Genomic DNA, 12,445 nt, shown 5'->3' on the forward strand with positions numbered 1-12,445 from the left:
GCTACTCCTGTGCGCTTTCGACGAGAGGCGAAGCCTGCAGTGCGGTCAACCCGTCGGCCCGGTCGGTTTCGCTGCGGAACCCGAGGGTCCAGAGTCCGATGGCGCTGGGGCCGCCGGTGACCTCGGCACTGATCTCCTGCAGCAGCGCGCGGATCTCGCCTTCCGTTGCCTCCGGCGCAAACGCCACGCGCAGGTTGAACCCCTCCACGGGCGCCTCGCTCACCGGCGCATAGCCTGGCAGGTCCCCCGGACGCTCGGTGAGCAGCGGCACCACCGCCACCTGCCAAAGCCCGATGGCGACCACGGCTGCGGCTGCAAGCTGCCAGACGGGCCGAAGCTGGAACACCTGCCCCCTGCCCTGCCCCGTCCCGGTCTCCGCCTCAGCGGGCTTTTCCGCATCGATGGCACGCGAGAGCCGCGACCACCCGAGCGAACCCGGTGCATTCACCTCCGCCGCTTCCGTCTCTGCCGCGGCGCGCACGCCCCGGATCATCGCGATATCGGCGGCAAGCTGGGGCTCCTCGCGGGCAAGCCCGGAGATGCGCTCCGCCTCCGCAGGATCGAGATCGCCGCGCACGAAGGCTGCAAGTGTCTCGTCATCGGGCATGTCCGGTCTCGTGACCATTTCGATATCCTCCAGTCCGGCCTCGAACGCGCCCCTCGCGCGAGGCAGAAACGGGCAGAATTCTGATCCTGCTCTGCCCGTATACGAATATTGGTCGCGCGGGGCAAAAGCGCGGTTCAATTTTCGCGGCCCTTGGGCAAAGATTTTCGCGGGGTGAATTTGAACCGCCACCGGGGGTGGCTCGACAGATCATTGATGGCAGGGAGATGAGTGAGTGAAGTCGGTAAAGTCCAAACTGTGGTCCTGTGTGCGGTTCGCCGGAACGGGTGCGCTTCTTGCCATCACCGTCGCCTGCGCACCGGAGCCGCCCACGCTCTCGCCGCCCTCCCAGGCGGAGGTGCGCCGCGATCTGACATCAGTAGTCGATGACCGGGAGATCGTGGCGCTGGTCTCGACCGAGGAGGCCGCCGGGCGGTTGGAAACGCGGGTGACGGCGCGGGGCTACCAGGTGCTGGCTCGCGAGCGGCTCGGGGCGCTGGGAATGACGCAGTTCGTGCTCGGGCTTCCGCCGGACCAGACACCGCTCGGGGCTATCGCGGAGATCGAGGCACTGGAGCGAAGTGCGACCGCAGGCGTCAACCACGCCTATACGCTTCAGGCCGAGAGCGGGTCTGCGCGCGAATATGCCGGCGCGCTCATGGAATGGCCCGAGGGCGGCTGCGTTGCGCTGACCGCCGTGGGCGTGATCGACGGCGCGCTCGACCCCTCCACACCGGCGCTGAGCGGCACGCGCGTGGTGCAGGAGGATTTCACGGGTGGCAATGCGCTGGCAGCCGAGCATGGCACGGCGATTGCAGCCCTCATCGGCGGCGAGGGGCGGCTCACGGGCGCCACGCTCTACAGTGCCGCCGTGGTGGGACGTGGTGGCGATGCGGTGGCAGGCGTTGATGCGATGACGCGTGCCATGGACTGGCTGGCGGCAAACGATGTCTGGCTGGTCAACGTGAGCCTCGCTGGTCCCTACAACAAGATCCTTGATCGGGCGATCCAGGCCGCGGGCGACCGGGGCATGGTGCTGGTGGCAGCCGTGGGCAATAGCGGACCGGGCACCGCGCCGCGCTACCCGGCAGCATTCTCGCAAGCCATCGGGGTGACGGCGGTGGATGCGGCGGAGGGGCCATATGCGCGGGCGCCCGAGGGCAGCCATATCGATTTCGCGGCGCCGGGCGTCGATGTCTTCGTGCCCACGGGTGCGGGCTACATGAGCGGCACCTCGATCGCGGCCCCCTTCGTGACTGCGATGATCGCGGCCGAGCCGGGGCTGGCGGGTGGCGGCTCGGCAAGTGCGCTTCGGCGCGGGCTGGCGCAATCGAGCCGGGATCTGGGCCCCGAGGGTCGCGACGAGATCTATGGCTACGGGCTGCCCCAGACCGGCGGGGGGTGCGGCTGAAACCGGGGAGGTTTCGCAGCGAAACCCCCTTGGTTTCGGCGGGGCATCACCTGCGCAGGGCCGGTGCGAGGGCCTCGCTGCCGAGCGCGCCGAGAAGCAGGCGGATCAGCCCGCGCCGCGGTGCGTTGGCTGGCCAGACAGCATAGGCGTCGATGGGATCGGGCTCCCATTCGGGTAGTACATGAACCACGTCGCCCACGGCAACGTCATGCTCCACCAGGAATTCGGGAACGATGGCAAGCCCAGCCCCGGTGCGCATGAGACGATACATGGCCTGGGCGTCGTTCGTGGAAAGCCGTGGTTCCGGCTTCAGCGAGACCTGCGCGCCGGTCCGGTTGCGAAAAGGCATGGGCGCGTTCTGGACCGGGGTGAGCGCGATCCAGTCCCAGTCCTGAAGCTGCCGCGGAGTTTCGGGCCGCTCGCGTCCGGCCATGTATCCCGCGGACGCCACCAGCCTGCGCCGCGAGGTGAAGAGGACGCGGGAGGTGGCGGTTGTCTTGCCGCCCGGTCCGAAGCGGATCGCGAGGTCGAACCCGTCGTCGATCAGATCCTTTCGGGTATCCGAGAAATCGAGCGACAGGCGAATGCGCGGATGGGCCTGCGAAAACGCAGCGATGGAGTCGAGCAGCGGCGAGAGCGACAACACGGCCGGCGCGGTGATCCGAAGCTCTCCGCTCGGTTCGCGGGCCGAAAGCGACAGCTCCGCGATCTCGTCCTCGACCGCCTCCAACATCCGCTGGGTTGCGGCCAGGAGCTTTGCGCCCTCTGGCGTAAGAGTGAGCTTGCGGGTTGTGCGGTAGAGCAGCGCCACACCGAGCCGGTCTTCCAGTTCGGAAATGTGATGGCTGACGACCGACGGCGAGAGCCGCAACTCGCGCGCCGCTCCCCGGAACGAGCCGTGGTCGATCACCTTGGCGAAGATCGCCATCTGCCGCAGGTGGTCGAGCATTATGCAAATTTTCCGAACAGTGTTATTAAGCTATCGCAGCTTATGATAGGTTTCGATTTGGTCAATATCTCCCGCAACGAAGCCTGTGGCCGCCGGCCGTGGCACCGAACACCGGAGATCCAGATGAACCGCAGAGAAATCCTTGCCGCCTCGGCTGCCGCCGTCACCGGACTGGCTGTCGCAAACGTGGCGCGTGCACAGGCCGCCGATGATCAGGGCCAGGCCTCCTTCGATACCGTGATGGCCTACATGGGTGCGATGGGCGAAGGCGACATGGAAAAGATGTCCGCGCTGATGGCCGACGACATGGTCTGGATGAATGACGGCGACGAAAGCCTGCCCTGGATCGGCGTCTGGGAAGGTAAGGAGAAGGTCTTCGAATTCCTCGGCCTCTTCTCGGAGAACTTCCAGACGACCCTGTGGGAGAACACGGATGCCTTCGCCTCGGGTGACACGGTGGCCGTGTTCGGCCGCATGAACGGCATCACCACCCATTCCGGTCGGGAGACCGGCGAGTTCAACTTCGCCCTGCGCGCGAAGGTGCGCGACGGCCAGGTCGTTCTCTGGAACTGGTTCGAGGACAGCTTCGCGGTGAGCCGGGCCTATCACGCCTGAGCCTGTCCTTCCCACCCTCCCCTCTTCCAACCCCTGACAGGAGCCCGACATGACCATCGCCGTCACCGCCGCCACGGGGCATCTCGGTGCCGAGATCGTTCGCAAGCTCATCGCCATGCCCGAGGCCGGGCCGGTCATCGGCCTCGCGCGGACACCGAAGAAGGCCGAAGGGCTGGGCATCGAGATCCGTCCGGGGGATTACACCCGGCCCGATGATCTGAAGGCCTCCCTGGCCGGTGTCTATACCGTTCTGCTGGTTTCCGGCATGGATGCGCCGGAGAACCGGATCGGCCAGCATCGCAACGTGATCGAGGCCGCGCGCGCCGCGGGGGTGAAGAAGATCGTCTATACCAGCATCCAGGGGCCCGAGGCAGGCACGCGCTTCTCTCCCGTGGTGCAGAGCAATCGTCAGACCGAGGCCGACATCCGCGCCAGCGGGCTCGACTGGTCCATCGGGCGGAACGGGATCTATATCGAGCCCGATATCGAATACATCGAGAGCTACCGTGCGGCGGGTGAGATCGCCAACTGCGCCGGTGCGGGCAAATGCGGCTATACCACCCGCTCCGAACTGGCCCATGCCTATGCCCGCCTGCTGACGCGCGCCGATCACGACGGGCGGACCGTCGACCTGAACGGCAGACCGATCACGCAGGCGGAATTGGCGGTCCATATGAACGACACCTTCGGAACCGCGCTGCGCTACCGCGAGCTGACGGCGGAGGAATTTGCCGAGGATCGCGCGCGCGAGCTCGGGCTCTTCCTCGGTGGTGTCATTGCCGGGATCTACGAAGGCATCCAGCGTGGCGACTACGACCGGCCCGGCGATTACGAGGCCGTAGCCGGTCGGCCGCATCTGAGTTGGGAAGACTATTTCGCCATCCTGAAGGGCTGAGCACGCAGCCCCCTGCCCCGCAGGTTTCGCAGCGAAACCTCCTGTTCGCGCGCTTGGGGTTTCGCAGCGAAACCCTCCTCCCCCTCGGGGCTATTCCCGCAGGCGCCCGCCAATGCGCAGGGCGTTCTGCTCCACAAGCTCCGAAACCTGCGTGACGTGGCCGGTCACGACACCCGGAAGTGCCGTGACAGCGCGGGCTGTCTTCACCCGGTTTGCCACGATCCGGTCGATCAGCGTGCGCACCCGGCGCCGGACATCCGCCGGGCGGAACCCGGCGCTCGCCGATATGGCGTCCCAGTGGCGCGCGGCGGTGTCGCCGGGCTTGCGTTTACTCCCCGCGATCTTCTGAGCGAAATACTGGTTCACCTGATCCCAGGGCAGCACGCTCGAGACATCGTAAAGTGGAGCCAGCCGGGGGCCTCCGCCGATGGGCACGAGGAGCGAATAGTTCTTCGCATGGGCATCGGAATTGGCCACGAGAATGTTGAAGATCACCTGGTCGAGCAGCGCAAGCGCATCTGCGGGCGGCAGGGCGCGCCCGGTCTCCAGCAGGCCCGCGAGGGTGAGGCCCGGAACCGTCCCCATCTCGTATTTCAGGCCCGGCGGCAGAGCGTTGGTCTGGGCGAAATCTTCCTGATGGACCCGGTGCAGCCGGCTGCTTGCCGTGATGCGCCGGTCATAGCGCAGGACGCAGATGGCCGAGCGGGAGCCGGCCGCGAGCGCGGTTGCCTCCACGGATGCGATCCCGGCGGCACGGGCAAGCCGGAGGCAGAAGACCTCGTTCTCGACCATGCCGGGAAGGGCCGGATTGTCGGGCTTGAGGATGATGGTAGAGGGGGCGCCCCCGCGCGCTACCGCCAGCACATCGCCTTCGCGCGGCAGGCGCATTACGGGGTGGCCATCGGGGTCGAGTACCGCGAGGGCGGATTTTTTCTGTCCGCCCGCGAGGGATTGCCGCACGCCGTCCTCCCCCACGAGAAGCGGGCGGCGGCCGAGATCTTCCAGATGCGCCTCGAGGGCCGCACTCGGATCGGCCTCGCTGTAAAGCTCGGTCAGGGGCGTGTAGCTCCAGGCCGCGCGATCGCTCGGAGCGCCGAAGGAAAGGGCACCGGCCGTGTCCGCGCCGATCTCGCGCAGGATGGCCAGGACATCGGTCCGCGCGAGGCCGAGGGACCGGGCGACGAGGGTGAGTTGCTGCTCCTCGGGCAGGAGGCCCGCCAGCCACGGCGTGACGATATCCGGGGAATGGGGCCCCGCACGCAGGGGGACCTTGAGAGACAGCGGGAAGGCGCCGCGCGTGGCCAGCCATGTCTCGCTGTAGGTAAAATCAAGTTCCCCGCCCTCACCCACCTCGATCTCGCCCAGGCGAAAGCTATCGAAATAGACAGGGACGCTTTCGCTCATGGCCATACCCGCAATGCGTGGCCGTCGGTTCGCAGGTCTTTCGCGATCTTCGCGGCAGTCGGTCCCGGCCCGGAACAAGGCGTGTAACGCCGCCGGGCCAGCGCCCGTCCGCCCCAGGGGCGGGCGCTCACCCTGCCAGCATCTTCACGAACAGTCGCACGCCATGTTTGCACCGTAAATCGCGCCGGACAGTCGAATGGGCGCGCCACCCTCGGACGGCCGCTGACCCTGCCAAACGATAAGTGTATCTCAAGACCCGAGCCGACATGGATCTCGCTCATTCGTAGCCGTCCAGGTCATAGCCGCCGCTCGGAGGCTCCAGTGTAGGCGGTTCTTCCTCTCCATCGGAAGCGGCAAGCAGCGTGGTCGGTGCAAGCCGCAGGGCCTCGGCGATCCGGGCGAGTGTGGTAAGCCGCGAGTCTCGTTTGCCGGTTTCGATCAGCGAGAGGGCACCTGTGCTGATGCCGGTGAGGCGCGCGAGATCGGTGAGGCTGAGGTTGGCCGCGAGGCGCGCGGCCCGGATGCGTTTGCCGGTCTCGATCAGGATGGGGTCGCTTGCATCATCGGCCATGGGATGGGATCCGGTTTTACCTTTTAAGGTAAAATGGGATGGCCAGCCACAGATCGCAATGGAATTTTACCTAAAACGGTAAAGGCCGAGCAAAGTTGTGGCCCCCTGCCCCGAGGTTTCGCAGCGAAACCTGTCGACCTTGCCCCCTTTTGCAGCAGGCGCCGGCACGGAGGTGCTGCGCACCTTGATCCCGTGCCGAATACCCTTGGCATGCGCTACCCTTTCCCCCCGAACGCGCGGGCGATGCCCTCCATGGCCGCCTCGACAAGCGAGGCATCGGCGTTCTTGCCGCGAAACCGGATGACGAAGCCCTGCCCGTCATGCCCGCTTTCCATCACCACGCCGTCGGTGAGCGGAAAGCTGCGCCCGCCATAACTCGGCTGCATCGGGGTGCCAGACCGGGGGCGACCACCCTGCCCTTCGGGTTTCGGCCGCGCCTCGGCCTCCTCGATCACCGGCAGGATTGCCCGCCACTCGGTCTCCGCATCCGTCGCCTGTGCGGTCTCGAGCGTCTCGCGGAGTTTCGCTGCGAAACCCAGACGAAGAGCCATGGCAAGCCGCAGCCCGCCCCGCTCGCTGAGATCCTGCGGAAAGCGCAAGGCGTCGCCCAGTTCCTCATGGATCAGCGCGAAGGATCGGATCTTCGAACGCTTGGCCTTTGAGGCGCTGGCATAGAGCCGGGCCACAGCGGTCTCGATATCGGCGAAGGTGCCCTGCTCCACAGTCAATGCCGCGATCCGCCCGCGCTCGTACTGGCTGATTTCCGAGCGGACCTCGTTCTCCTCGACCATGGCGACGAAGGCCTCTGCCGCATCGCCCGGACGCCGGACGAAAGCCGCAATCTCGGCAGCGGCTCCTTTCAGCTCGTGCATCGCCGCGACCCGGCGATAGCCTGAGATCAGCCCGTAGCGGCGGCCCGCCCGCGGCGGGGTCAGTTCGAACACCTCCACCGGCAGCCGCAGCCCGTTCGCGGCAATCGAGGCCTTCAACTCGTCGAGTTCCTCCCGGTCGAGCGCCAGCCGGTCGCGGGTGATCTCGTCGGTCTCGATCTCCGAGAGCGGGATCGCCACTGCCAGCCGTCCAGCGGCCTCGGCCTCGCGCAATCGCTCGGCATCGGCATGGTCGCGAGCAGCTTCCGCGCGGGCCGCGATCGGCACCGGCTGGGCCGCGGCCGCGGCATCGCCGGCCACTTGGGCAATGGGCGGAACCGAGAAAGGATTGCTGGCAGGTTTCGCTGCGAAACCCGCCTCGAGTTCGCGCAGCTCCTCGGCGCTCGGGCCCTCAACCCGCTTTCTGCGTGCCATTCGGCTCTCCTGCGGTCTTTTCGGATTGGGCCATCTGCTGGTCGCGCCACCAGCAGCCGATGAGGATCTCCTTGAACTCGGCATAGGTCCGGTCAAAGGCCTCGCGACCGCGGGCATAGGTCTCGCGATTGAAGTCGCGGTAATCGGCCTCGTAGATGCCGTTCACCTGTTCGCCGGCCTGGCCGACCAGTGCGGTGAACTCCTGGCGGTAGGCGTTCATCAGATCGCCGAAATAGGCCTGGATGACATTGGCGAGGTCGGTCTGCTGGTTCGGATCGAAGCGCGTGATGATGGTGCGCACCACGTCCCATTCGAACTTCACCTCGTCGAGGCCCGCCGCCCGCCGCGCCGCATTCTCGCCGGTCTCGATGGAGGCAAAGGTCGAATAGAGCATGTCGAAGAAGCGGCCCGTGCTATCGAACTCGAGGAATGAGGCGCCCAGAGGCACCAGCAGGATGTCGGCAGCGGCGAGCGCGTTGATGGTGAGGTAGCCAAGGGCAGGGGGGGTGTCGAGGATCACCACGTCATACCGGTCGAGCACGCCCTCGCTCTCGAGGAAGTTGGTGAGCCCATCCCAGAGCGGCCAGCCGCGCGCCTGCATCCGCCAGACCGGGATCTGGAACTCGGCCCAGTAGAGGTTGAGCTGCGCTCCGATCAGGTCGAGGTTCGGCCAGTGGGTCTTCTGGATGATGTCGTCGGCCGAGAGCGTGCGGGCCTCGGCCAGTGTCTCGTCGAAGGGCAGGGGGGGCTGACCCTGGGCCTCGCGGATGCGGTTCTCCTCGTCGAGGTGGCGGGCGTAATCCTTGGCGAGGGCGGGGAAGACGGTCTTCCACTCGTCGGGCACCTCGCCGCCGAGAATCGATGTCATCGACCCCTGGCTGTCGAGATCGATCACCAGCACCTTGTAGCCGTCCAGAGCCGCGGCCATTGCCAGATGCGCGGCAGTGGAGGTCTTGCCGACGCCGCCCTTGAAGTTCGCCACCGCGGCGATCTTGGCGGGCTGGCCCTCGGGGCGGAACGGCAGGTAGTTCTTGGAGGCGAGGCCCTCGCTCGCCAGATGGTTTCGCAGCGAAACCACCTCTTCGAGCGTGAACCACTTAGTGCCACCCGAGCCTTCGCCCTGGGGCAGGTCGGGGTTCTGGCGCAGCACCCGGCGGAAATGGGTGGGTGCGATGGGCAAGAGGTAGCGGCAGACCTCCCAGGTGGAGAAGCGGCGCAGGCGCTTCTTGCCATCGGGCGCATAGCCTTTCTTCGCCAGATCCTGCCGGCCGCGGGTAGCAAAAGCGGCGGCCTTGGCGAAGCGAGCGGTGTCCACCGGTGCGCTGAGCTTGGCGGCAGCGCGCTCCGGGTCGAGATGGAAATACGGCGGGGGAGGGGGGTCCACCTTGCGGTTCATGCCTCATTGTCCCTTTTTGCGTGCCGGTTTTATGGCACAGGTTTTCTGCATCGATACGGGAAATATGGCACATGGGGGGAGGTCTGTGAATTGATTGCTGTGGAAATCTCGCGTCGGGGCAGGGGCGTTGCCCATATGTTGGGAGAGGTTTCGCAGCGAAACCTGTTTTGCGGGCGTGGTTTCGCTGCGAAACCCCTTGAGGAAAGTGCGATGCGCGGGTGGATCAGGGTCGCCTTGGGCCTTGATCGCAGGAACAGATCCCATCATTGGACCAGGTCGCGCCGGAAAGGCTGCCATTCCGGTATAAACCTGTGCCTCTGATGCGGCGCAGATCCTGCGGGGCGCTAACCTTCCGTTAACCACCCCTGAACTTGGAGCCTCTTTTCGGTTTTGGCGTCGGATCCAGCGGACCGACTTGCTGTTCGGGACGGCAAGAAGGCCCTTCGGCTGACCGCCCATTCAACTCTTAATGGGAGACCAAAACATGCATAAGACAATTTCCAAACCGCTTCCGGTTATCATTGCGCCCCCACAGATTACTGGGGGAAGTATTGGAGTACTGGCCAGTTGGCTCGGAGATGTCGCCACCGTGCCCGACGGAACGTTGGTGGGCATCGATATATGGATGCAAACTACGTGTGGTGACGGGGGAAGATCCTTTGTAAGAAAGTGTTACGCGGCTGAATCAAATGAATTCAGCACTCCGAAATCAAAATATTTCTGTGATGTCAGTCAGAAATTAGATGATTATAACTTCAGGTTATTCGACTTGCTCAGCCAATTAGTTAATGATTCGAAATCTATATTCTTTCATGTTAAGTCGGAATTCAAAAGGGAATCTTTTGAGTTCGGGCGAGATAAAGATTTAGACAGTTATAGTTTTCGTGCGCTGGTTTGTCGAGATTTCACGATCGTCTTCGCTTACGATTGGTTCGACTTCGAGGCAGAAATGCCAGATCGGATGCATGCCATGCTTATGCTACACAATTATCAGGGTGTCACGACCGGGTGTGCACTTCTCAAGACTCTCAGGGCCTACCTGAAGGAACTCACGCTCGAGAATGAATTTCTGGATCAATTTCGTTTCGAGGTTCCGACATTGAGTGATATTCTCGCGGCGAAATGACCATGTGCAGGGGAGGCCTGCTTGCCGGTATGTGGTCTCGCTCAAGGTTTCCCCACTGCGTCGGTAAAGTCCAAGTCATCGATCTTCCGGATACTTCCATTTCGATCGGTCCAGACCGGGGTCTCTCCGCTCTCATGGGTATCGACCTTCGCGGGCAATTGCATTGGCGCAATCGCGGTGGTGCTGCATTGCGCACCTCCCGTCCGCTTCGAGAGCATGTGCGAGGCCCGAAGCCTGTCCGGCCAGGAGAACGACCGGGCAAACGGAAGCCGCGAGAGCGGATCACGCCCTGAGCTTCTGAGCCGGAGAGCGCGTGGTTTGGTGGATCTGGCCTCGAGTGAGGTTGATCAATGGCTCCGCATCTCCGTCGGTTACCAGGTGCTCGATCTCGTCGAGCCTGCAGAGCGACACCCGACTTTCCGCGCCAAGCTTCTCCGAGTGGCACAGCATGATGCATTCGCGAGAACGTCGCATCATCGCGCGCGCCACTTCGGCCTCGTGCAGTTCGTAATCCGTCGCGCCACGGTCCGGGTGAATTCCAACCGGTGAGATCACCGCGAAATCAGCCAGGAACCGGTCGATCTCCGACAGCGTCATCTCGCCATATGTGGCCGGAACATCCGTGTGCGGCCGCCCGCCCAGCAAGAGCGTGTCGCAGTTTCCTGCGGAGCCGAGGATGCGGGCAATCTCGATCGAGTTGGTGATCACCCGCACATCCCCCTCGCGCGCCAGTTGTTCGGCAAAGGCCCGCGTTGTCGTGCCCGCATCGACGAAGATCGTGGAGCCGCGCGGGATGATCGTGCAGGCCATCGCGCCGATTGCGGATTTCTGATCGGCGTGCGCCGCCAAGCGTTCGGAGAAGGCAAGTTCGGGCTTAATCTCGCGCTCCACCGACATGGCCCCGCCATGGACCCGGACCAGCGTGCCGTCCTGCTCCATGTCCAGGAGATCGCGTCGGACCGTCTCGCGCGAGACATCAAAGAGCTGCGCGAGCTGGTTGGTGAAGACTTTCTTCTCGGTGCCCAGGAGCTCCAGAATTTTCGACTGTCGTTCGTGGGACCACATTGTACTTCACCTCGCGGGCTGGGTTTGGATCAATAATCAATCTGAATTTGCCACATATGAAAGCCTGATTTGTGGATTTACCACAGAAAGTCCACATGATTCGACCCGATTGCCACCAGAGATGCGCATAACTGCACAAAAAAGCAAACCGCGAGCTTGTATGGTGCGTATTTTGTGGGCTTTCAGGGCAATTAGCTCGTGATGTGTGCGTTTTTTGTGGATGCCCGTGGATTTTCCACACAGGCTCGTTTGCAGTTGCGAAGTTGAAGACCTGAGGTGGGCTCGAATGACAGAATTGGGCGATGCGCTGCGTTTCGCAGGTGAAACGGCCGATGGCGCGGGCCGCATTGCCCTGAAACACTTCAGGGGCAAGCTCAGCGTCGAACACAAGGGAGACGACAGCCCGGTGACAATCGCGGACCGGGCGATCGAAGCCTTCATGCGCGAGCAGATCGCTCTCCGCTTCCCCGATCACGGGATTCTCGGAGAGGAAGAGGCGCCGGTGCACCTTGACCGGGACCGGGTGTGGGTGGTCGATCCGATCGATGGCACCAAGAGTTTCGTGACCGGCCATCCGCTTTTCGGCGGGCTCATGGCTTTGCTCGAAGAGGGGGTGCCACGGCTTGGACAGATCGACATGCCGGCGCTTGGCGAACGCTGGTCGGGGATCGCCGGCGAAGCAACGACCTTCAACGGCGCCGCCTGCACCACGAGCGGCTGTACCGATCCCGCACGGGCCTATGCCTACACGACCGATCCCACGCATTTCACCGGTCTCGACAGGAGGGTGTTCGAACTGTTGTGCCGCTCCGTGCGCCTGCTGCGTTTCGGGGGTGACTGCTACAACTATGCGCTGCTGGCCTCGGGTCATTGCGACCTGGTGATCGAGAAGGGCCTTGAGCCCTACGACTTCCTGCCGCTCGTGCAGGTGATCCGCGGCGCGGGCGGCGTGATCACCGACTGGGAAGGCAAGGATCTGCGCGTCGGCTCCAAGGGCGACGTGATCGCCGCAGCCACGCCCGAACTGCACAAAGCAATGCTTGACCGAATGAACGATATCCGCGCCGGGCAGGCCGCCTGATGCCTCGCCGCGATGCAAGCCTTG

General features: G+C 64.3%; 12 protein-coding genes. 5 read left to right on the forward strand and 7 right to left on the reverse strand.

The window, feature by feature from the left end; all coding sequences use genetic code 11:
- Position 1: 1 nt before the first annotated feature.
- Positions 2-625 (reverse strand): hypothetical protein, encoded by a 624-nt coding sequence (locus tag ACP15W_RS17990; protein ID WP_424934320.1) that lies wholly within the window; start codon positions 623-625, stop codon positions 2-4.
- A gap of 214 nt (positions 626-839) precedes the next feature.
- Here ACP15W_RS17990 and ACP15W_RS17995 point away from each other — a divergent pair, with 214 nt between their 5' ends.
- Positions 840-2,015, forward strand: a complete 1,176-nt coding sequence (locus ACP15W_RS17995) for a S8 family serine peptidase (protein ID WP_424934321.1) — start codon at positions 840-842, stop codon at positions 2,013-2,015.
- Positions 2,016-2,061: 46 nt separating this feature from the next.
- Here the strand turns inward: ACP15W_RS17995 and ACP15W_RS18000 are convergent, their stop codons facing one another.
- Complete coding sequence (locus ACP15W_RS18000) at positions 2,062-2,964, reverse strand: LysR family transcriptional regulator (protein WP_424934322.1); 903 nt, start codon at positions 2,962-2,964, stop codon at positions 2,062-2,064.
- A 123-nt stretch (positions 2,965-3,087) separates the two neighbouring features.
- Here ACP15W_RS18000 and ACP15W_RS18005 point away from each other — a divergent pair, with 123 nt between their 5' ends.
- Both ACP15W_RS18005 and ACP15W_RS18010 read left to right on the forward strand, forming a co-directional pair.
- The gene (locus ACP15W_RS18005; protein ID WP_424934323.1) at positions 3,088-3,579 is read left to right on the forward strand and encodes a nuclear transport factor 2 family protein; all 492 of its coding nucleotides are present in this window, start codon (positions 3,088-3,090) and stop codon (positions 3,577-3,579) included.
- Between the two features lie 49 nt (positions 3,580-3,628).
- Positions 3,629-4,474: an NAD(P)H-binding protein gene (locus tag ACP15W_RS18010; protein ID WP_424934324.1), complete on the forward strand. Its 846-nt coding sequence runs from the start codon at positions 3,629-3,631 to the stop codon at positions 4,472-4,474.
- 90 nt (positions 4,475-4,564) lie between these two features.
- Here ACP15W_RS18010 and ACP15W_RS18015 read toward each other — a convergent pair whose 3' ends face one another.
- The 4 genes from ACP15W_RS18015 to ACP15W_RS18030 form a co-directional block, all read right to left on the reverse strand.
- Entirely contained in the window at positions 4,565-5,878 is a 1,314-nt protein-coding gene (locus ACP15W_RS18015) for a HipA domain-containing protein (protein ID WP_424934325.1), read from the reverse strand.
- A 277-nt stretch (positions 5,879-6,155) separates the two neighbouring features.
- Positions 6,156-6,449 (reverse strand): helix-turn-helix domain-containing protein, encoded by a 294-nt coding sequence (locus tag ACP15W_RS18020; protein ID WP_424934326.1) that lies wholly within the window; start codon positions 6,447-6,449, stop codon positions 6,156-6,158.
- 215 nt (positions 6,450-6,664) lie between these two features.
- Positions 6,665-7,753 carry a ParB/RepB/Spo0J family partition protein gene (locus ACP15W_RS18025; protein WP_424934327.1) on the reverse strand — a complete coding sequence of 363 codons (1,089 nt, stop codon included), beginning with the start codon at positions 7,751-7,753 and terminating at the stop codon, positions 6,665-6,667.
- Positions 7,731-9,149 (reverse strand): AAA family ATPase, encoded by a 1,419-nt coding sequence (locus tag ACP15W_RS18030; RefSeq protein ID WP_424934328.1) that lies wholly within the window; start codon positions 9,147-9,149, stop codon positions 7,731-7,733. The genes ACP15W_RS18025 and ACP15W_RS18030 overlap by 23 nt, the downstream gene beginning before the upstream one ends.
- Before the next feature lie 484 nt (positions 9,150-9,633).
- On the opposite strand from ACP15W_RS18030, the gene ACP15W_RS18035 reads away from it, so the two are divergent.
- Entirely contained in the window at positions 9,634-10,275 is a 642-nt protein-coding gene (locus ACP15W_RS18035; RefSeq protein ID WP_424934329.1) for a hypothetical protein, read from the forward strand.
- A 282-nt stretch (positions 10,276-10,557) separates the two neighbouring features.
- Here ACP15W_RS18035 and ACP15W_RS18040 read toward each other — a convergent pair whose 3' ends face one another.
- Positions 10,558-11,340 (reverse strand): DeoR/GlpR family DNA-binding transcription regulator, encoded by a 783-nt coding sequence (locus tag ACP15W_RS18040; protein WP_424934330.1) that lies wholly within the window; start codon positions 11,338-11,340, stop codon positions 10,558-10,560.
- Positions 11,341-11,626: 286 nt separating this feature from the next.
- Between ACP15W_RS18040 and ACP15W_RS18045 the strand changes: the two genes are divergently transcribed.
- Complete coding sequence (locus tag ACP15W_RS18045; protein ID WP_424934331.1) at positions 11,627-12,421, forward strand: inositol monophosphatase family protein; 795 nt, start codon at positions 11,627-11,629, stop codon at positions 12,419-12,421.
- Positions 12,422-12,445 lie beyond the last annotated feature (24 nt).

Origin of the sequence: Amaricoccus macauensis (assembly GCF_049800915.1) — a bacterium.
GTDB classification, from domain to species: Bacteria; Pseudomonadota; Alphaproteobacteria; order Rhodobacterales; family Rhodobacteraceae; genus Amaricoccus; species Amaricoccus macauensis_A.

Excerpts from the sequence above, each read along its gene's own strand:
- ACP15W_RS17990 (WP_424934320.1), bottom strand. The coding sequence starts at position 625 with ATGGTCACGAGACCGGACATGCCCGATGACGAGACACTTGCAGCCTTC.
- ACP15W_RS18020 (WP_424934326.1), bottom strand. The coding sequence starts at position 6,449 with ATGGCCGATGATGCAAGCGACCCCATCCTGATCGAGACCGGCAAACGC.
- ACP15W_RS18010 (WP_424934324.1), top strand. The coding sequence starts at position 3,629 with ATGACCATCGCCGTCACCGCCGCCACGGGGCATCTCGGTGCCGAGATC.
- ACP15W_RS18005 (WP_424934323.1), top strand. The coding sequence starts at position 3,088 with ATGAACCGCAGAGAAATCCTTGCCGCCTCGGCTGCCGCCGTCACCGGA.
- ACP15W_RS18035 (WP_424934329.1), top strand. The coding sequence starts at position 9,634 with ATGCATAAGACAATTTCCAAACCGCTTCCGGTTATCATTGCGCCCCCA.
- ACP15W_RS18000 (WP_424934322.1), bottom strand. The coding sequence starts at position 2,964 with ATGCTCGACCACCTGCGGCAGATGGCGATCTTCGCCAAGGTGATCGAC.
- ACP15W_RS18040 (WP_424934330.1), bottom strand. The coding sequence starts at position 11,340 with ATGTGGTCCCACGAACGACAGTCGAAAATTCTGGAGCTCCTGGGCACC.
- ACP15W_RS18030 (WP_424934328.1), bottom strand. The coding sequence starts at position 9,149 with ATGAACCGCAAGGTGGACCCCCCTCCCCCGCCGTATTTCCATCTCGAC.
- ACP15W_RS18015 (WP_424934325.1), bottom strand. The coding sequence starts at position 5,878 with ATGAGCGAAAGCGTCCCTGTCTATTTCGATAGCTTTCGCCTGGGCGAG.
- ACP15W_RS18045 (WP_424934331.1), top strand. The coding sequence starts at position 11,627 with ATGACAGAATTGGGCGATGCGCTGCGTTTCGCAGGTGAAACGGCCGAT.
- ACP15W_RS18025 (WP_424934327.1), bottom strand. The coding sequence starts at position 7,753 with ATGGCACGCAGAAAGCGGGTTGAGGGCCCGAGCGCCGAGGAGCTGCGC.